The following is an 18,881-nucleotide window of genomic DNA, read 5'->3' as shown; positions in this document are numbered from 1 at the left end:
ACCAACATGTTCAGCAAACTTGCTTACTCAACCCTCGCAATGACCGTTTCGCTTGGCACCGTGATGTCCTGTCAGGCCGAAGTCACCGGCACAAACGTCGCCGCAGCCTTTGATCATCCCCAGCAAATTAACGCCGGCGATCTGAATGTCGGTTATGTCGACATTGGCCCGAAAGACGGTCAACCGGTTATTTTATTGCACGGCTGGCCCTATGATATTCACAGCTACGCCGAGGTTGCACCCGCTCTGGCGGCAAAAGGGTACCGGGTCATTGTGCCGTCTCTGCGCGGCTACGGTACCACGCGCTTCCTGTCAGCAAACACACCGCGCAACGGCCAGCCCTCGGCGATGGCGAAAGATATCGTTAATCTGATGGATGCCCTGAATATCAGGCAGGCGGTCTTTGCTGGATATGACTGGGGCGCCCGGACGGCGGATATCGTCGCGGCGCTGTGGCCAGAGCGCGTAAAATCACTGGTGTCGGTGAGCGGGTATCTCATCAGCAGCCAGCAGATTGGCAAACAGCCGCTGCCGCCAAAAGCAGAGCAGCAGTGGTGGTATCAGTTCTATTTCGCCACCGCCCGCGGTGCTGAAGGCTATGCCAAAAACACGCATGACTTTGCGCGCTTAATCTGGTCGCAGGCTTCGCCTGACTGGAAATTTAGCGATGCGGTCTTTAACGCCAGTGCCAAATCCCTCGATAATCCGGACCACGTCGCGGTGACGCTCAGTAATTATCGCTGGCGTTTAGGGCTGGAAAAAGGCGAGCGCAAATATGACCGCTACGAGCAAAAACTGGCCACGCTGCCGAATATCACCGTCCCAACGATCACCATCGAAGGCGGCAACAACGGCGCGCCGCATCCGGCACCGCAGGCCTATGCAGCTAAATTTATCGGCAAATATGAGCACCGCACCTTCGGGGCAACCGTGGGGCACAATCCGCCCCAGGAAGATCCGCAGGATTTCGTCAAGGCAGTTATCGACGCGGATAAGCTGTGAAATGTGCTATTTTCAGTACGTTACCCTTCGGTCTGGAGAGTTCGGTGGAACATATTGACCACATCCTTGTCGTCGATGACGACAGGGATATTCGTGAACTGATTGTCGATTATCTCGGTAAGTCTGGCTATCGCGCGACGGGCGCGGCCAACGGCAAAGAGATGCGTAGCGTACTGGACAAACAGCATATCGACCTGGTGGTGCTGGACGTTATGATGCCCGGCGATGACGGTCTCACGCTATGCCGGCAGCTACGAAGCGGCAAACATAAAGATCTGCCCATCCTGATGCTGACGGCCCGCAATGAGGAGACGGACAGGATCCTGGGTCTGGAGATGGGGGCGGATGACTACGTGGTGAAGCCGTTTGTCGCCCGTGAGCTTCTGGCACGCATTAAAGCGATTTTACGGCGTTTTCGCACAATGCCGCCCAATCTGCAAGTGACGGAAGCAGGGCGGCTGGTGATGTTCGGTGAATGGCAGCTCGATACCGTTGCTCGCCACTTAATCGACCCGGAAGGGGTGATTGTGGCGCTCAGCGGGGCGGAGTATCGCCTGCTGCGCGTTTTCCTGGACCATCCGCAGCGCGTGCTGACCCGTGACCAATTGCTCAATCTGACGCAGGGGCGTGACGCCGAACTGTTTGAACGTTCTGTCGATCTGCTGGTAAGCCGGGTTCGCCAGCGTCTCAATGAAGATGCCCGCACGCCCGCCTATATCAAAACCGTGCGCAGCGAAGGTTACGTCTTTACGATGCCGGTGACCATCAAAGAGGTTAACGAATGACGCTCTGGCCACGTTCTCTGCTGGCCCGTTTGCTGATCGTCGTACTGTCCGGTTTGCTGCTGGCTAACGCCCTGAGCCTGACGCTGGTCATGACTGAACGCATGCACAGCGCGCGCACGGTGATGCTCGGTAATCTGGAAAACGATGTCGCAACCAGCGTCGCCATTTTAGACCGCTTACCGGCCAGCGAACGCGCCGCCTGGCTGCCTCGACTTGAACGAGGTAACTATCGTTATATTCTGGGCACAGGGGAACCCGGCGCAGCGCCGACGGATAAGCGTTCGCAAGATGCTATCCGAACCTTAAAAGCGACGCTTGCCGCGCATTACCCGCTTAGCTTTACCGCGGTTCCCGGCGCCATTTCGCATATTCAGGCCCACCTTACGTTACGCGATGGCGCGCCGCTGACCATTGACCTGATCCCGCGCATGCCGCCCGTCGCCAGCTGGCTCCCGATCGTTCTCGTCCTGCAGCTGCTGGTTCTGGCCGTCTGCGCCTGGATCGCCGTGCGGCAGGTGGTACGGCCTTTTTCACATTTTACCCGCGCGGTGGATGCGCTGGATCCGGCGGCCAGTACGCCAATGACGGAAAAGGGGCCGCTTGAGGTGCAGCGGGCAGCGCATGCCTTCAACGCCATGCAGGCGCGCATTCAGTCTTATCTCCGGGAACGCGCACAGATCCTGGCCTCGATTTCCCACGATCTCCAGACGCCCATTACTCGCATGAAGCTGCGTGTCGAAATGGCCGGGGAGCCGGAACTACGCGACAAACTCCTCAATGACCTTGATAGCATGTCTCGTCTGGTGCGAGAGGGTATCGCGTATGCCCGGTCATCAGAATCACTGGAAGAGACGTCGCTGAAGCTGGAGCTGAACGCCTGGGTCAACAGCATCGCCAGCGATTATCAGGACATTGGTAAAAACGTGCAGTTTCAGGCAAACGATGTCCGTTTGCCGATCGTCACGCGTCCACAGGCGCTTCGTAGAGTGATGACTAACCTGCTGGATAATGCGCTGAAATTCGGCGGCGGTGCCGTCATTGCCATTGATATTTCGTCTGCCGAAGAGGTGGTGATTCACATTGTGGACGACGGGCCGGGAATACCCGAAGCCGAACTGGAGGCGGTTCTGCAGCCGTTTTATCGGGTTGAAACCTCGCGTAATCGCGATACCGGCGGGACAGGACTCGGCCTGGCGATTGCCGCGCAGCTGACCGCACAGCTGGAAGGAAAACTCAGGCTGGCGAACCGCGCCGGAGGCGGGCTGGATGTCGCCATTACGCTTCCGCGTCGTTCGTAAAATTGTACGGCTTTGTATCTCCTGGCCTGGGTGATACAGAGCCAGACAAAAACCGCGCGTTTACACATATCCTGAACACATCAGGACGATGAAATAGCCTCACTGCAGTGTCGCAGGACGTGTAATGTGAGGTCATTATGTTTCTGTTAATCGCTTTTCTGGGCGGGATGATAAGCCTGCTCAGCCCATGTACGCTCCCGGTTATTCCACTCCTGTTTGCCGGTTTTCAGGGGCAACGACGAGATATTCTTGCCCTGCTCGCAGGGATGGTCGTGATGTTCACCCTGGTGGCGATGATCGTCACCGTCGCCAGCGAGTGGATAACAGAGGCGACCATTGTCGGGCGTTGGAGCTCGCTCGTCATTCTGGCCACCGCCGCGCTGGCCTTAATTTTCCCGTCTTTCGCCCAGCGTATTGCCGGTCCGGCCGTCAGCGCGGGAAATGTTCTCAACACCCGAAGCGGGCAAACGCGCGGAATGGCATCGGCTTTTCTGGCCGGGCTTGCGGTCGGGCTACTCTGGTCTCCCTGCGCGGGCCCCATCCTGGGCGCTATTTTCAGCATTAATATCGCGGGCCACTCGGCCATCGCCACGGGCGCACTGCTGGCCGCCTATGGCAGCGGATGCGCGCTGATGCTGGGATTACTCGCCATAGGAGGCCGCACGCTCATGACCCCGCTGAGAGCAAAATCGGCATTCATGGCGAAGCTGCGTCAGGGGGCGGGGGTGGCAATGTTAGCGGCAGTCGTCCTGAATGCGACGGGGATGACCTCGTTGCTGAAAGGCGCTAACGGCGTCACAGACCGTCTTGAGACCGCGCTCTTAAACCTGGCAAAACCCACACCCGCGACGGTGAAACTCCAACCGGTGGCAATCGCTGAGCCCAGCAGCCAGCTGCCTTCGCTAAGCGGTGGAACAGGATGGATTAACGGTGACCCTGTCACGTCTGAATCCTTGCGAGGGAAGGTTGTTCTGATTGATTTCTGGACCTGGGACTGTATTAATTGCCAGCATACGCTCCCACATGTGCGGGAGTGGGCCACAAAGTATCAATCGCAGGGTCTGGTGGTGATTGGGGTTCACACCCCGGAATACCCCTGGGAAAAACCGCTTTCGTCGGTTAAAGATGCGGTGAATAAATGGCAACTGCCGTATCGGGTGGTGACGGATAACAACTATCAAATCTGGAATGCGTTCGGCAACCAGTACTGGCCAGCGCATTACTACTTTGATGCCAAAGGGCAGCTGCGCTATACCGCTTTTGGCGAGGGTGATTATGCGCAGCAGGAAAAGGTTATCCAGCAGCTGCTCAAAGAAGCCCGGTCATAATCGGATCAGGGCTGGCGTTGAGCCACGATAAACAACCGAGGAAAAGCCAGCAGTATCTGCCCGTTTTCCTGGAGCGGATACTGCTCTTCCAGCAACTCATGGTAGCGTTTCAGGAATCGTTTTTGCTCGCTCTCGTTCAGTTCCTGGAGCCAGGGGCGCAGGCCGGTGGCGCTTACCCAGTCAATAATGGCCTGATGAGAGCTCATTTTGTGATAATAGGTTGTCCGCCAGATGTCCACGTCACAGCCCGCCTCCGACAGTATATCGTAATAAGCATGTACGCCCGGCAGAGGTTCGCGGCCCCGGTCTGGGTAGTCTTGCTCCAGCGCCACATCACGCATCGCCGCATGAGTGGGTTCCAGCCAGTTGTCGGGCATCTGGATCGCCAGCACGCCATTTAACTTAAGCAGGGAGACAAGATGCGGCAGAAGATCGTAATGGTCCGGAACCCATTGCAGCGACGCGTTGGCATAAATCAGGCTCAGCGGCTGACCGGGCTTGTACTGCCGGATATCGGCCTCAACAAAGTGGCAGTCAGGTAAGGCGGCGCGTGCTTCCTCGAGCATAGCAGGGGAGTTATCGACCCCGGTGATGTGCGCAGAAGGCCAGCGATGCTTCAATAGCGCCGTGCTGTTGCCTGGACCGCAGCCCAGATCGGCGATAGTCGCAGCCTCATCCAGAGGAATCCTGGCGAGCAATTCGGCGGCTGGACGCGTTCTTTCTGCGCCAAATTGCAGGTAAAGAGAAGGGTTCCAGTCTGCCATCATCAATTCTCCGTCTTACATCATTCAGCAAGAATAGCACAGGCAGATGTCTGTAAAGCGGTACCGACGAGGGTTTTGGGCAGATAAAATCAGCAAAGTCAGTGAAACGAAGGGAAGGTAGAAAAAATAAGCAAACGTAAATATTACCCCTTAAAAGATTAAGGGGCAATGTTTTTATTGTAATTATTTTGTGATTATTGTTTTTTAATATTTTATCGGCAAAGTGCTTCTTATGCTCTGTACCCGAAACTTTAAATATTAGATAATCATCGATGGGTATATCCCTGGTGTTTCGTAGGTCTTTGACCTCCTGACCGCTTAGTTTTGCGAGAACTTCGTGGTCAGGTACTTTTTAAGTATAGGGAATATGCGGCACAATGAAAGCTGTCCTTAAAGACAGGTGATAATAGTTTCAGGTGTTATTATCAGGAACAAGAGCATGAATTCTGTCATTGAATTTTTTTTACACGACTACGATGATTTACCACCAGCATTAGCACACGAACTCTACCGACTCAGAAGAAAAACTTTTCGGGACCGACTCGACTGGAAAGTGGAATGCATCGAAGGTATGGAAAAGGATCAGTTTGATTCCCATAACACGACATACTTGCTGGGGATGTATGATGGACAGCTGTTATGCGGCGCGCGATTTATTAACGCAACGCAGCCAACAATGATAAGCGAAATCTTTCACAACTATTTCGATAATCCCATTGTTTTTCCAGAAGATGTTCCCTGCTGTGAAGTAAGCCGTTTATTTTTAGATAAAGAAACACGAGACTCTGCAAGTCTGCAGGGCGTGCCCGCCAGTAAAGCATTGTTTCTTGCAATGAATATTTATTGCATAAAGAAAAAATATCACGGGATGTACGCAGTAGCCAGTCGTGGTATGTATGCCATATTTCGCCATGCAAACTGGAAAGTTGAAGTAATTCAGCGCGGTGTCTCTGAAAAAGGGGAGGTTATTTATTATATTTATATGCCTGCCAGCCCCAGCATTATTGAAGACATTATTAGCAAAGATAAATCCAGTCACTGGCTTCGCGAAATGCTCGAGCATTTACGCCATTTATAACCAGTGGCTGAGGCTCAGTCCTCCAGTAACCGGAGTTCCGTTCCAAGTTTTATTGCGTGTCTGGCATTATTTACACCGAGTTTTTTCATTATGTTGCCCATATGAAATTTAACGGTGCGCTCAGCAATAGACAAAATAACCGCAATTTCTGCGTACGTTTTCCCGGCGCTGACCCATTTAAGGATTTGGCGCTCGCGTGGCGATAAGAAAACATTCTTCTTCTGCTGATGCTGACTATAAAGATTGAGTGTTTTCTGATGTAACTGAACAAGGAAGCGTAGAAATTGCGGTCGATATTTCTCTATGTCAATGCCAGAATGCTTAGGACTGATGACGGATAAGACCACAAGATTATTCAGATAGTCATGCAGAGGAAAGGTCTGTCCCTGGTAAATATCATACTGGACACTTTCGTCGAAAATGCGTGTCAGGTTGTAACCATCCGACAGGACGACATCACTTTCCCAGAAAAAATCGTCAACACAGCGCAAAGCCCGAATAATGACAGGGTCAATGAACTGATATTTTCTTTCAAGATAGATATTAAACCACTCGGGACTATTATTGAGTATCCTCATCTGCGAAGGATCTTTCTTGTTCATAATAGCGTAGGCGAAGACGATGCCTTTGAAATCCTCAAAAAACGCGTCCAGCTCACTCTGAATTTGCGTGTTGATCGTTATGTCGTTGTAATATGTATCCTTCACGTGAGTTGCTGCCTCCTGTTCGAGTGGAGGACCAAGTATAATATGCTTCGTTATCTGTAGCGAGTCGCATTTTAATCCAGACAACCGACAAGACAGGCTACCTCAGCAGGCAGCCTCGTGAACGTTTGGCATTTTTGAATGATAAATGCAGGTGACTCAGGGAATAATTGATGATTTTATCGAATTTCGGAATCGTTCACTAAATATAGTAGACTGCAAAATTTAGGAGGTTTTCCGCTTTTCATCCGGGTAGCGCACAAGCGTACCGATTTCGTGCGCCTTCAAATCAGGATGTAAACCAGTAGGTTACAGAATACCTTTCAGGGCAACATGATACAGCAGCATGATGGTTTTACCGTCGACAATCTTGCCCGTTTCAATGCTGCGTAATGCCTCTTCAAGCGTCATTTCCAGCACGTCGATATCTTCACCCTCGGCCTTGATCCCACCGCCTGCGCCGGTTCTGTCATCTGGCTGGTACTCGGCAAGATAAAAATAGAGTTTTTCCGTGACGGAGCCTGGGCTCATATAGGCTTCAAAGATTTTCTGCACGCGCGAAACGTTAAAGCCGGTCTCTTCTTCCGCTTCTGCTTTTATGCGGCTTTCGGGATCCATGTTGTCCAGCAATCCCGCGGCAGCCTCAATTAAATCGTCCTGGTGGCCGTTGATAAAGACAGGGAAGCGGAACTGGCGCGTCAGGATCACCGTCTTTTTCTCTCGGTTATAGAGAAGAATCGTCGCGCCGTTGCCACGGTCATAGACTTCCCGATGCTGCCGTTGCCATTCGCCATCACGTCGCTGCAGGTCAAAGGTATATTTTTTAAGGACGTACCAGTTGTCTGAGAGGGTTTCACTGTCGATGATGCGCACATCTGCACGTTTTGATTGCACGATTGTTCCTCCTTACGTAGAGTAATGATCATAAACAGCAATATCATGCATGTTCAAGATGAAACATGCAACATCAGGAATCCATTATGCTCACCAGTCAGCGAAAACAATTGATCCTTGAAAAGCTGGGAGCCGAAGGCCAGGTCCAGTCAAAAGCGCTCAGCATTCTCTTTGACGTCTCTGAAGACACCATCCGGCGCGATCTGCGCGAGCTGGCGGCAGAAGGGCGTTTGCAACGTGTTCATGGCGGCGCGCTGCCGTCATCTTCCGCTATAGCTCCGTTTGCAGAACGGCAATCCGTGAAGATGGATGCGAAAAAAAGGGTGGCCCGGAAAGGAGCACAGCTGATTTCATCAGGCCAGGTGGTGATTATCGACGGTGGCACGACTACCTCGGAGCTGATTACGTTTTTCCCTCCTGACTTGCGCATCACCGTGGTGACGCACAGTCCAAGTATTGCTCTGGGGCTCGTTGATCATCCTTCCATTGAGGTGATTTTAATCGGCGGACGCTTGTATAAACACTCGATTGTTGCGGTCGGCGCTGCGGCCATCGAAGGCATAGAGAATATACATGCAGACCTGTTCTTTATGGGGGTGACCGGTATTCATCCCGATGCGGGGCTGACAACCGGTGATTTCGAAGAGGCATGCATCAAACGTGCATTTTCCGGCAGATCCGCGGAAACGGTCGTTCTGGCGTCTCCGGAAAAGATCAACACCGCGTCGTCGTTCGTGATTGGCGATGTATCTTCAGTGAATACCATTGTCGTTGAAGACGGTACGGATAAGGAGTGGATCCGCGCGTTATCGGAAAAGGGGGTATCCGTCGTGCTGACCTCAGATCGTGACCGCCTCTGACAGCCAGCCTTTGACGTCAGGCTGGCTGGCATCCTGGCTTACGCTTCTGGAATGTCCTCAAGCGCGGTATACACGCTGAGACCATATTTTCTGGCTACCTCAATGTCCATATCGGCACCTTTAGACGCACCGGCAATACGATAATGGAGTACCGACACGTTCATCAGCCAGGCAAGCGACAGCGCGATAATAACGTTGGCCGTCACTTCAAAAATGACGGCGTGGAAAATCCTTTCTCTGACACTTTTATCTAATTCAATTTCCATAAGTTTACGGCAGCAGTGGTCAAAGGCTGAAGTATATCAAACGTCTTTCAACCATGTGTAAACGCAGATGTTGGGTTGTGTGGGTATCATATCAGCATGAACGCGTGAAAAGGCGACTGCACGAGCTCGGAATGGTTCAGGACAATCACGACCGAATAAATCCAGATTTTGAGGAATTATACGTTAGTGCGCATAATGTATATTATGTTAAATACGATATGCCAATAACCCAGTCTCGATTCTCTACGTGATAACCCGGCCTTCCCACTAACAAACGCCCCTTTTTTAAGGAGCGTATGAGTAACGTCAATAATCAATGAGAGGCTTCGCTGCCGATTAATTCTCTGTCATCTGGCGACGATGTTGTTGCGCCTGCTGCTGATGGCTAGCCGAAGACTGTCCGTTATTCGCCGTTTCGTGTGCAATCGCCGCTTTCTCGTGTTCATTCATCGCGGAAAACGACGTCGCTGTTTCGTTAGTACTGCATGGACCGGTTTTGATCATCTTCTTATGCATGTCAGCCATGCTCTGGTGTGCAGCTTCTGTGTTGTTTTGCATCATGTCATGAGTCATTGCTGCCTGCTCGTTGTTGTTTGTCTCTGCAGCCCAGCTGGATGCAGAAACCGCCAGGATGGCAATAACAGATAAAAGGAACTTTTTCATGGTTGTATCTCCGAAATTAAAGTGCTCAACAGTTGGTGGCCTTCTTTATAATGAATTATAAAAACCGGCCGCTGTTTATCGCATGACTGGCGAGTGACATTTCTGTCACTCTTGGGGCTTAATCCCTACCCTGTTCCGGGACTCAAGGAGTGAGAGAGGCAAAACTTTGATTATTCAAATAATTAGAAGAGCATCCCGTCGCCTGCAACACTGTAACGAGGTGGCTACCAGCATAAGCAATACTTCCCCGACACAGCTGCAACAGCTAAAGACTCAGTTGGCTGAAGAAATGGGCAAACCTGTGGATCTACACACCATGGGTATTCCGGCGGCAATCAGTACTCTCGGGGTAATTGTCAGCTTCGCGATTCCTCAGCTGTGGTTGGGCTATGGCGTACTCGCCGCACTCGGCCAGCCAGCCGAACGCGTATTCGTGTGGGTTGTGCTGATCGCCCTCCTGTTTGCTGGCCTTAACGGCGTGACGATGTTTATGATTGGCAAAGGCAGCATGCGCGCCGTGCGGTTACATCTTACGCTGGCGGTGATGAGTCTGGTATTAACGGCAGCCTATTTGCTGGCCGCGCTGAGCGGTAGCGCTGCTCCGGGCGTCACTCTGACCGCTGCGATGGTGAGTACTGTCATGCTGGGGCTTAGCGGCAGCTGTATCCTCTCTACCGCTTTCTATAAGATGCTGCTATTTACTCTGAATAACAGAGCCTGGCGCAAACTGATCAGCAAGGCGCGCTAAGCAAAAACCCGCCGCTACCGGCGGGTTTTTTTATGGCTTTTTATGTCTGCGCAACCAAATTAACTTATACGCCGCAGGAATAATAAACAGCGATAGCAGCGGTGCTGTAATCATCCCGCCGATCATGGGCGCCGCTATCCGGCTCATGACTTCTGACCCGGCACCGGTACCCCAGAGAATGGGCAGCAGACCCGCGATGATCACCGCGACGGTCATTGCCTTTGGCCGCACACGCAGCACCGCGCCATGATAAAGCGCCTCATCAAGCCCTCGTTCAGTGAATGTTTCCTGGCGGGACAACGCCGGATGCGCTTCAACGGCATGACGCAAATACATCAGCATGACCACCCCAAATTCTGCTGCCACCCCGGCCAGGGCGATAAACCCGGTACCGGTTGCGACTGACATATGGAAACCCTGCCAGTAGAGGAACCATATCCCGCCGACCAGCGCGAACGGCAGGCTCATCAGGATCAGCAACGCTTCGTCCACGCGACGGAACGCCAGATAGAGCAGAATGAAAATGATCATCACCGTCATCGGCACCATCAGCTTCAGTTTCTTGTTAGCGTGCTCAAGCAGTTCAAACTGTCCGGAAAATGACACGCTGGTACCCGGCCTCAGCTTCACGTTCTGACCGATGGCCGTTTTAATGTCGTTCACTACCGACACCATATCCCTGCCGCGGGCATCGATATAAATCCAGCTCGCAGGTCGGGCATTCTCCGTTTTCAACATCGTGGGGCCGGAAACCACGTTGATATCCGCCACATCACCCAGCGTGATCTGCTGTTTCATCGGCGTGAGGACAGGCATCTGCCTCAACGCGTTCGGGCTGTTCCGGTAGTCCTGAGGATAACGAATATTAATCGGGTAGCGGGCGACGCCTTCCACCGTTTCCCCCACCGTCGCGCCGCCGATGGCCGAGGAGACGAACAGCTGCACGTCGCCCACCGTCATCCCGTAGCGGGAGGCTTTTTCGCGGTTGATATCGACATCAATGTAGCGCCCGCCTTCCAGACGTTCAGCGAGGGCAGACACCACGCCCGGCACCGTTTTGGCGACTGCCTCTATGCGCTGCGCCGTGGCGTCGATATCAGCCAGAACGGTACCTGACACCTTGATACCAATGGGGCTTTTAATCCCGGTTGAAAGCATATCGATGCGGTTGCGGATGGGCGGAACCCAGAGATTCGCCAGGCCAGGCAAACGAACGGTTTTATCGAGCTCGTCAACGATCTTGTCAATCGTCATGCCGGGTCGCCACTGATCCTCAGGCTTAAGCTGAATGGTGGTTTCGACCATTTCGAGCGGCGCGGAATCCGTGGCCGTTTCGGCTTTACCGGTTTTACCGAACACCGACGCTACCTCAGGCACGGTTTTGATGAGTTTGTCCGTGGTCTGCAGGAGCGCCGCCGCTTCTGCCGGAGACACGCCTGGCAATGTCGAGGGCATATACAGCAGATCGCCTTCGTTGATCTTCGGTAAAAACTCGCCACCCACCTGGCTCAGGGGCCAGATCACCGTGAAGATGGATAATGCCGCAACCAGCAGGGTTGTTTTAGGCCAGTGGAGCACTCGAATCAGAAGCGGATGATAGGCGTTAATCAACAGTCTGTTCAGCGGGTTACGGGTCTCGGCAGGGATTTTACCCCGGATCCAGAATCCCATCAGAATGGGGATCACGATGATGGCCAGCGCGGCCGCGCCCGCCATGGCGTACGTTTTTGTGAAGGCCAGCGGACCAAACAGCCGCCCTTCCTGCCCCTCAAGGGTAAAGATAGGAATGAAGGACAAGGTGATAATCAGCAGGCTGATAAAGAGCGCGGGGCCAACCTCGACAGAGGCGTTGGTGATCACCTTCCAGCGGGTGGCGTTGTCAATCTGTTCCCCCGGATGCTGGTGATCCCACTCTTCCAGCCGTTTATGCGCATTCTCAATCATCACGATAGCGGCATCCACCATCGCGCCGACGGCAATGGCAATGCCTCCCAGCGACATGATATTGGCGTTGAGTCCCTGGAAATGCATGACGATAAAGGCAATACACAGGCCAAGCGGCAGAGAGATAATCGCCACCAGCGCTGAGCGAATGTGCCAGAGGAACAGCGCGCAGACGATGGCCACCACGATAAACTCTTCGAGCAGCTTGCCGCTCAGGTTATCAATGGCCCGGTCGATGAGCTGGCTGCGATCGTAGGTGGTCACAATCTCAACACCTTCCGGCAGGCTGGCCTTCAGCGTCTCCAGCTTATCTTTCACCGCCGTGATGACCTCACGCGCGTTTTTACCCGAACGCAGGATCACTACGCCGCCCGCCACTTCACCCTGCCCGTTCAGCTCGGCAATGCCGCGGCGCATTTCCGGCCCCGTTTGTACGCGGGCAACGTCACGCAGATAGATCGGTACGCCGTTCTCGCCGGTTTTCAGGACGATGTGATTGAAATCATCAATGGTCTGCAGATAGCCGCTGGCCCGGACCATATACTCCGCTTCCGCGATTTCTACGGACGATCCCCCTGCTTCCTGATTAGACGACTCAAGGGCCTGCTTAACCTCCGGCAGGCTGACGCCATACTGTGCCAGCTTTAACGGGTCAACCTGAATCTGATACTGCTTCACCACGCCGCCGACGGAGGCCACCTCGGCCACGTTCGGGATCGTTTTCAGCTCAAACTTCAGAAACCAGTCCTGCAATGAGCGCAACTCGGCGAGATCGTGTTTTCCGCTGCGATCCACCAGCGCATATTCAAATATCCAGCCCACGCCGGTGGCATCCGGGCCGATCTCGGAACTCACGCCAGCAGGGAGTTTGCCCTGAACCTGGTTCAGGTACTCCAGCACGCGCGAACGGGCCCAGTACAAATCAGTGCCATCTGCAAAAATGACATAGACATACGAATCACCAAACTGCGAAAAGCCGCGCACGGTCTTCGCGCCGGGAACCGACAGCATGGTGGTGGTGAGTGGATAGGTCACCTGGTTTTCAACAATCTGCGGGGCCTGGCCGGGATAGCTGGTTTTGATAATCACCTGAACGTCAGACAGATCGGGCAAGGCATCGACCGGCGTATTGATGATGGTCCATGTTCCCCAGACGCTGAGAAACAGCGCCCCCATCATAACCAGGAAACGATTAGCCACTGACCGCCGGATAATCCATTCAATCATCATCGTCTCCTTAATGGCCAGAATGGGCGTCGTCAGGGGTTTCAGCGTGGCGCATGCGCTCCAGCGCACCGGTAATATTGGCCTCCGAGTCAATCAGGAACAGACCGCTGACGACGACTGACTCCCCCTCTTCCAGTCCGCTACCAATGCCGGACTGCTGCTGAGATTCATGCAGAACGTGGATCCTTTTCGGTACAAAATTCCCGTTAGCGTCAACGGTAATAACGCGCTGCTCTTTGCCGGTATCGATAACGGCCTGAGACGGAATCAGCAGCATTTCCTGACTTTGGGTATTCAGCTTCAGGTAGGCATTCATGCCCGGTTTCAGCAACTCATCCTTGTTGGAGACCTGCAGGCGCACCTGCAGCGTACGGGTGGTTTGATCCACGCTCGGCAGAAGACTCCACTTTTCAACCGGGAAGGATTTATCCGGCCAGGCCGGTACCGAAACAGCAAACTGCGAGGTATCTTTCAGCAGATACGCAATCGATTCTGGGACCGCCGCGCCGATCCAGACCGGATCCATCCCCTGAATTTGCGCCACGACCTTATCTTTCGAGATATTCATCCCGGTGCGCAGGTCAAAGGCCGTGATCACCCCGTCGATGGGCGCCCTGATGGTAAACCGGGTCTGGATAGTGCGGGTCGCACGCAGCCGCTGAATATCCTCATCCGGCATACCCGCCAGGCGAAGACGCTCCAGCACACCTTTTATTTGCGTTGGCGTTCCACCGGTGCCGGAGAGCAGCAGAAACTCGCTCTGCGCTTCGACCCAGTCCGGAATGGTAATATCAATCAGCGGCGTGCCTTTCTTCACCTTATCGCCGATCGTCAGCGGATACACTTTCTCCACGAACCCTTCCGCACGCGCCTGCACAATGACAAACTGATAGTCGTTATAGCTAACGTTGGCCGGGATCGTCTGGGCATAATTCAGCGTTCCGCGCGTCACCTTTTGCGTTTTTAATCCCAGGTTCTGAACCTGTGTCGGGTCGATACGTATTCCGGTGCCGCTTTTATCGTCATTTTCATCCGCATATTTCGGCACCAGATCCATATCCATAAACGGTGATTTACCGGGCTTGTCGAATTTCACGTCAGGCTTCATCGGGTCATACCAGAAAAGGACCTTTCTTTCCGCAACGCTATTTGCTGTTTTTTCAGATGAATAAAGTGTCTGCCATGCCGTCACGGATATCAGCCCTCCCGCAATAAGGCTGCTGACTATCATGGCAGCATATTTTATTTTTAATGAGGCCATGCCGTATCTCGCTATTTAATGCTCTTCAGTAAAGAGATATTGCCCTGCTGAACAAATGAAAAATCAACGTGACTGCCGACTTTTAAGGCGTTGATGCTCTCATCGGCCTCAATAAAGGTGAAACGCATGGTCATCGCGGGCCAGCCAATCGACGGGATGGCCTCATGAGAAATCGTGACTTTTTTATTCGTGAGATCAATGTCTTTCACGATACCGGTCCCGGTAATGAGCTGCTCTGAGCTCCCTTCGCTGGCAGCATTCATCCCCTCGTGCTGATGAACTTCAGCCTGGAGGCCAGCAGAAAACACAATAGAGATCGCACCGAATACAATAGCCTTAAGTGAATTGCGCATATTTATTTTCCTGTTTAATTAAATACCGTTATTCGACCCAACCGCCGCCGAGCGCGGTGAAAAGATTAATTTCATTAACCTGCCGGGCATAAATAAGGTCGAGAATATTTTGCTGCGTGGAGAAAAGAGAACGTTCCGCATTAAGCACTTCGATATAGCTGACCGCCCCGCTGGAATATAACCCTCTGGCCCGTTGCAGGGTGATGCGTAGCGAATCAAGATACCGCTGTTGCGCAGCGAGCTGCTGGTTAATGCTGTCCCGCAGCGCGAGCGCATCGGCAACCTGTTTGAAGGCGGACTGAATTTTTTGTTCGTAATTCACGACCGACTGCTGCTGACGAATTTCAGCCAGCTTCAGGTTGGCCTTATTCCTGCCCGCATTGAAAATGGGAATTTCGATTTTAGGGATAAAATTCCACATCCCACTGCCCGCGGTGAACAGGCTTGATAATTCCGTGCTGCCTGTGGAAAGCCCGCTGGTCAGGGAAATTGACGGGAAAAAGGCGGCACGCGCGGCGCCGATATTCGCCTCGGCCGCGTTAAGCTGATACTCCGCCTCCATAATATCCGGCCGCTGCAGCAGTATCGCTGAGGAAAGATGAGGCGGGAGTTTTACCGGCGCAATATCGCTGGCGTTCATGCCGCTGTCGCCCGGCAGCGCACGGTACGTCCCGAGAAGCAGCTGCAGGGCATGATTGGCCTGCGCCAGCTCTCCCTCTCGTTTGGCAATCTCTGCCTGCGTGCTTTCGATCTGTCCCCGGGCCTGTTCCAGCGCCAGGACGTTCGTACTGCCCGTCACCAGCTGTTGCTCAACGAATGCATAAGACTGCCGGTAATTTTCCAGCGTTTCCCGCGCGATACGCAGCTGTTTATACGCCAGCTGCTGGTTGAAATAGCTCTGCGACACGTTAGAGACGAGCAGGATATGCACGGCGCGACGGGCTTCTTCGCTGGCGAAATAGTTTTGTCGGTCAGCCTCGCTCATGTTCCTCAGCTTGCCGAAGAAGTCGAGTTCATAGCTAAGCGCAAGGCCCGCGTCGTACTGCTGCGTGGTGGATTTGTCACTTTTAAGCCCGCCGCTGTACGTGATAGCCGAAGACGCATTCAGCTGAGGATAACGGTCTGCATCCGTCACGTTGAACTGCGCCCGCGCCTCTTCAACCTTCAGGGCGGCCATTTTTACATCGCGATTGTTATTCAGGGCTTCCGTAATCAACCCGGCTACCTGCGGGTCGACAAAAAAGGTGTGCCAGCCGGTGTCCTGATACCCCGCCACCGCGGGCGTCAGGCCGTTGCGTGAAAGCGAAAACTGCTGGGGGACCGGTGACGCCGGGCGCTGATAGTCGGGAGCCAGCGAGACGCAGCCTGCCAGGATAAATACCGTGCTGATGCTAACTCGTTTTATCAGGAACATAACGGTTCAAATGAAGTCCAGAGTATTTTTAGGGCTACTCTACTGAACGCTTCCTGTTTGACGGGTGACGGGATAATGACAATGTTGTCATTTTTAACGTAAGTCATTGTGAACGGTGGCGGGCGCCATAGAATGTCATCAGCAGCCAGTCAGGGGAGCAAGATGAAAATACTGATCGTTGAAGACGAAATGAAAACCGGTGAGTACCTCAGCAAGGGACTCACTGAAGCGGGGTTTGTCGTGGACCACGCTGATAATGGCCTGAACGGCTACCATCTCGCCATGACCGCTGAATACGATCTGCTGATTCTGGATATTATGCTGCCCGATGTGAATGGCTGGGATATTGTCCGCATGCTCCGCTCTGCCGGCAAAGGGATGCCCATACTGCTTCTGACGGCTCTCGGTACGATTGAACACCGGGTAAAAGGGCTTGAGCTGGGTGCAGATGATTATCTGATCAAGCCATTCGCCTTTGCCGAGCTGCTTGCCCGGGTAAGGACGCTGTTAAGACGCGGAAATACGGTGATCGCAGAAAGCCAGCTTCAGGTAGCAGACCTGACGGTTGACCTCGTGTCGAGAAAAGTCAGCCGGGCCGGTAGTCGGATTATGCTCACCAGCAAGGAGTTCAGCCTGCTGGAGTTTTTCATGCGCCATCAGGGGGAAGTGTTACCCCGCTCCTTGATTGCCTCCCAGGTATGGGACATGAACTTTGACAGCGACACGAACGCGATTGACGTGGCGGTAAAGCGGCTGCGCGCAAAGATCGATAATGACTTTGAACCGAAGCTGATCCAGACGGTGCGCGGCGTGGGCTATATGCTGGAGGTACCGGATGCGCGTTAAGCCCCTCCGACGCCCGTTCTCTCTTGCGCTGCGGCTGACCTTTTTTATCAGCCTCTCCACCATACTGGCCTTCTTCGCCTTTACCTGGTTCATGCTGCACTCCGTTGAGAAGCACTTTGCCGAGCAGGATATCAGCGACCTTCAGCAGATCAGCACCGCGATGCACCGCATTCTGCACTCACCGGCAGATCCCGACCAAAAGAAAATCAGTAAGATCAACGAGTCGATCGCCAGTTACCGCAACGTGGCCGTCCTGCTTCTGGATCCGCAGGGCAATACCCTGTTCAGCTCGACGCAAGGGGCGGCATTGCGCCCGGCAATGAAGACGGCGGACTTTAGCGAACACCGTCGTGCACAGGATGTGTTTCTCTGGACGGTAGAAGACCCGGCCAACCCCATGCATGCCGGGTCCGACATGAAAATGGAAACGTACCGGATTATCGCCTCCTCAGGAACGGCGACGCTGCAGGGCAAAACCCAGGACTACGTCATGCTGATCGGGCTCTCCATTAATTTTCATCTCCACTATCTTGAAGCGCTGAAAAAGAATCTCCTGGCGATTGCCGCAGTTATCAGTCTGCTGATTATCCTTGTCATTCGCATCGCGGTGCGCCAGGGACATTTGCCTCTGCGTAACGTCAGCAACGCCATAAAAAACATCACCTCTGAAAATCTGGATGCACGACTGGAGCCGTCCCGCGTACCCGTTGAGCTGGAGCAGCTGGTCATCTCCTTCAACCAGATGATCGAAAAGATTGAAGATGTCTTTACCCGTCAGGCTAACTTTTCCGCCGATATCGCGCACGAAATCAGAACCCCCATCACCAACCTGGTGACGCAAACGGAAATCGCGCTGAGTCAGAACCGCACTCCGAAGGAGCTGGAGGATGTGTTGTACTCCAGCCTGGAAGAGTACAACCGGATGACCCGCATGGTCAGCGACATGCTTTTCCTGGCGCAGGCGGATAACAATCAGCTCATCCCTGACCGGCTGATGTTTGATTTAAGCGCCGAGGTCATGAAAGTCTTCGATTTCTTCGAAGCCTGGGCGGAAGAACGCCACATCGCGCTAAAGTTTAACGGGATGCCCTGCCTGATAGAAGGCGATCCGCAGATGTTCAGAAGAGCCATCAACAATCTGTTATCTAACGCCCTGCGCTATACGCCAGCGGGCAAAACGGTGACGGTCTCACTGCGAAAACAGGATAACGACGTTGAGCTGGTAACAGAAAACCCCGGCACGCCGATCCCGCCGGCGCATTTGCCGAAGCTGTTTGACCGTTTTTATCGCGTCGATCCGTCCAGGCAGCGTAAAGGCGAAGGCAGCGGCATTGGGCTTGCCATCGTGAAGTCCATCGTCACGGCACACCACGGAAAAGTCCGCGTGGAATCGGATGCGGTGTCGACGCGCTTCATCCTCACCGTGCCGGGGAAAGTGCTCTGAGC

At 53.5% G+C, this 18,881-nt stretch carries 17 protein-coding genes and 2 pseudogenes; 9 read left to right on the top strand and 10 right to left on the bottom strand.

Annotation, left to right across the window (positions count from 1 at the left end):
* Positions 1–6 precede the first annotated feature (6 nt).
* The 4 genes from CWR52_RS01040 to CWR52_RS01025 all read left to right on the top strand — a co-directional run bounded on the left by CWR52_RS01040 (position 7) and on the right by CWR52_RS01025 (position 4,413).
* Positions 7–1,002 carry an alpha/beta fold hydrolase gene (locus CWR52_RS01040; RefSeq protein WP_104948550.1) on the top strand — a complete coding sequence of 332 codons (996 nt, stop codon included), beginning with the start codon at positions 7–9 and terminating at the stop codon, positions 1,000–1,002.
* Positions 1,003–1,046: 44 nt separating this feature from the next.
* Entirely contained in the window at positions 1,047–1,787 is a 741-nt protein-coding gene (locus CWR52_RS01035) for a response regulator (RefSeq protein WP_032647230.1), read from the top strand.
* On the top strand, positions 1,784–3,085 hold the full coding sequence (locus tag CWR52_RS01030) for an ATP-binding protein (RefSeq protein ID WP_104948549.1): 1,302 nt from the start codon (positions 1,784–1,786) through the stop codon (positions 3,083–3,085). The genes CWR52_RS01035 and CWR52_RS01030 overlap by 4 nt, the downstream gene beginning before the upstream one ends.
* A 137-nt stretch (positions 3,086–3,222) precedes the next feature.
* Positions 3,223–4,413, top strand: a complete 1,191-nt coding sequence (locus CWR52_RS01025; RefSeq protein WP_104948548.1) for a cytochrome c biogenesis protein/redoxin — start codon at positions 3,223–3,225, stop codon at positions 4,411–4,413.
* A gap of 5 nt (positions 4,414–4,418) precedes the next feature.
* Here CWR52_RS01025 and tam read toward each other — a convergent pair whose 3' ends face one another.
* On the bottom strand, positions 4,419–5,177 hold the full coding sequence (gene tam / locus CWR52_RS01020; RefSeq protein WP_104950876.1) for a trans-aconitate 2-methyltransferase: 759 nt from the start codon (positions 5,175–5,177) through the stop codon (positions 4,419–4,421).
* Between the two features lie 439 nt (positions 5,178–5,616).
* On the opposite strand from tam, the gene CWR52_RS01015 reads away from it, so the two are divergent.
* The gene (locus tag CWR52_RS01015; RefSeq protein WP_104948547.1) at positions 5,617–6,255 is read left to right on the top strand and encodes an acyl-homoserine-lactone synthase; all 639 of its coding nucleotides are present in this window, start codon (positions 5,617–5,619) and stop codon (positions 6,253–6,255) included.
* Between the two features lie 14 nt (positions 6,256–6,269).
* On the opposite strand, the gene CWR52_RS01010 is transcribed toward CWR52_RS01015, so the two are convergent.
* Both CWR52_RS01010 and CWR52_RS01005 read right to left on the bottom strand, forming a co-directional pair.
* A complete protein-coding gene (locus tag CWR52_RS01010; RefSeq protein ID WP_048030459.1) occupies positions 6,270–6,962 on the bottom strand; it encodes a helix-turn-helix transcriptional regulator in 693 nt (230 codons plus the stop codon).
* A gap of 306 nt (positions 6,963–7,268) precedes the next feature.
* Entirely contained in the window at positions 7,269–7,853 is a 585-nt protein-coding gene (locus CWR52_RS01005) for an NUDIX domain-containing protein (RefSeq protein WP_104948546.1), read from the bottom strand.
* Between the two features lie 86 nt (positions 7,854–7,939).
* On the opposite strand from CWR52_RS01005, the gene CWR52_RS01000 reads away from it, so the two are divergent.
* A complete protein-coding gene (locus tag CWR52_RS01000) occupies positions 7,940–8,713 on the top strand; it encodes a DeoR/GlpR family DNA-binding transcription regulator (protein WP_104948545.1) in 774 nt (257 codons plus the stop codon).
* A 38-nt stretch (positions 8,714–8,751) separates the two neighbouring features.
* On the opposite strand, the pseudogene CWR52_RS23540 reads toward CWR52_RS01000, so the two are convergent.
* The 3 genes and pseudogenes from CWR52_RS23540 to CWR52_RS00990 all read right to left on the bottom strand — a co-directional run.
* A pseudogene (locus CWR52_RS23540) lies at positions 8,752–8,856 on the bottom strand (NUDIX hydrolase); the annotation flags it as partial.
* A 48-nt stretch (positions 8,857–8,904) separates the two neighbouring features.
* Positions 8,905–8,979 (bottom strand): annotated as a pseudogene (locus CWR52_RS23535) (hypothetical protein); the annotation flags it as partial.
* Positions 8,980–9,315: 336 nt separating this feature from the next.
* Positions 9,316–9,642, bottom strand: coding sequence for a Silver-binding protein (locus CWR52_RS00990; protein ID WP_104948544.1), 327 nt, complete (start codon positions 9,640–9,642; stop codon positions 9,316–9,318).
* A gap of 301 nt (positions 9,643–9,943) precedes the next feature.
* Between CWR52_RS00990 and CWR52_RS00985 the strand changes: the two genes are divergently transcribed.
* Entirely contained in the window at positions 9,944–10,390 is a 447-nt protein-coding gene (locus CWR52_RS00985) for a hypothetical protein (RefSeq protein WP_252152180.1), read from the top strand.
* Positions 10,391–10,420: 30 nt separating this feature from the next.
* Here CWR52_RS00985 and silA read toward each other — a convergent pair whose 3' ends face one another.
* Genes silA through CWR52_RS00965 form a run of 4 tightly spaced genes read right to left on the bottom strand, consistent with a single transcriptional unit; the run spans position 10,421 to position 16,589 of the window.
* A complete protein-coding gene (silA, locus tag CWR52_RS00980) occupies positions 10,421–13,561 on the bottom strand; it encodes a Cu(+)/Ag(+) efflux RND transporter permease subunit SilA (RefSeq protein ID WP_104948543.1) in 3,141 nt (1,046 codons plus the stop codon).
* 10 nt (positions 13,562–13,571) lie between these two features.
* Positions 13,572–14,822 carry an efflux RND transporter periplasmic adaptor subunit gene (locus CWR52_RS00975; protein ID WP_104948542.1) on the bottom strand — a complete coding sequence of 417 codons (1,251 nt, stop codon included), beginning with the start codon at positions 14,820–14,822 and terminating at the stop codon, positions 13,572–13,574.
* 11 nt (positions 14,823–14,833) lie between these two features.
* Complete coding sequence (cusF, locus tag CWR52_RS00970; RefSeq protein WP_104948541.1) at positions 14,834–15,175, bottom strand: cation efflux system protein CusF; 342 nt, start codon at positions 15,173–15,175, stop codon at positions 14,834–14,836.
* A 28-nt stretch (positions 15,176–15,203) separates the two neighbouring features.
* Complete coding sequence (locus CWR52_RS00965; RefSeq protein WP_104948540.1) at positions 15,204–16,589, bottom strand: efflux transporter outer membrane subunit; 1,386 nt, start codon at positions 16,587–16,589, stop codon at positions 15,204–15,206.
* 162 nt (positions 16,590–16,751) lie between these two features.
* Here CWR52_RS00965 and CWR52_RS00960 point away from each other — a divergent pair, with 162 nt between their 5' ends.
* Positions 16,752–17,435, top strand: a complete 684-nt coding sequence (locus tag CWR52_RS00960; RefSeq protein WP_069719214.1) for a copper/silver response regulator transcription factor — start codon at positions 16,752–16,754, stop codon at positions 17,433–17,435.
* Positions 17,425–18,879 (top strand): Cu(+)/Ag(+) sensor histidine kinase, encoded by a 1,455-nt coding sequence (locus CWR52_RS00955; RefSeq protein WP_104948539.1) that lies wholly within the window; start codon positions 17,425–17,427, stop codon positions 18,877–18,879. The genes CWR52_RS00960 and CWR52_RS00955 overlap by 11 nt, the downstream gene beginning before the upstream one ends.
* Positions 18,880–18,881 lie beyond the last annotated feature (2 nt).

The organism is Enterobacter sp. SGAir0187 (assembly GCF_002952735.2).
GTDB classification, from domain to species: Bacteria; Pseudomonadota; Gammaproteobacteria; order Enterobacterales; family Enterobacteriaceae; genus Enterobacter; species Enterobacter quasiroggenkampii.
The sequence above is the reverse complement of the archived record's forward strand: the minus strand, read 5'-3'. Positions and strand labels throughout refer to the sequence as shown.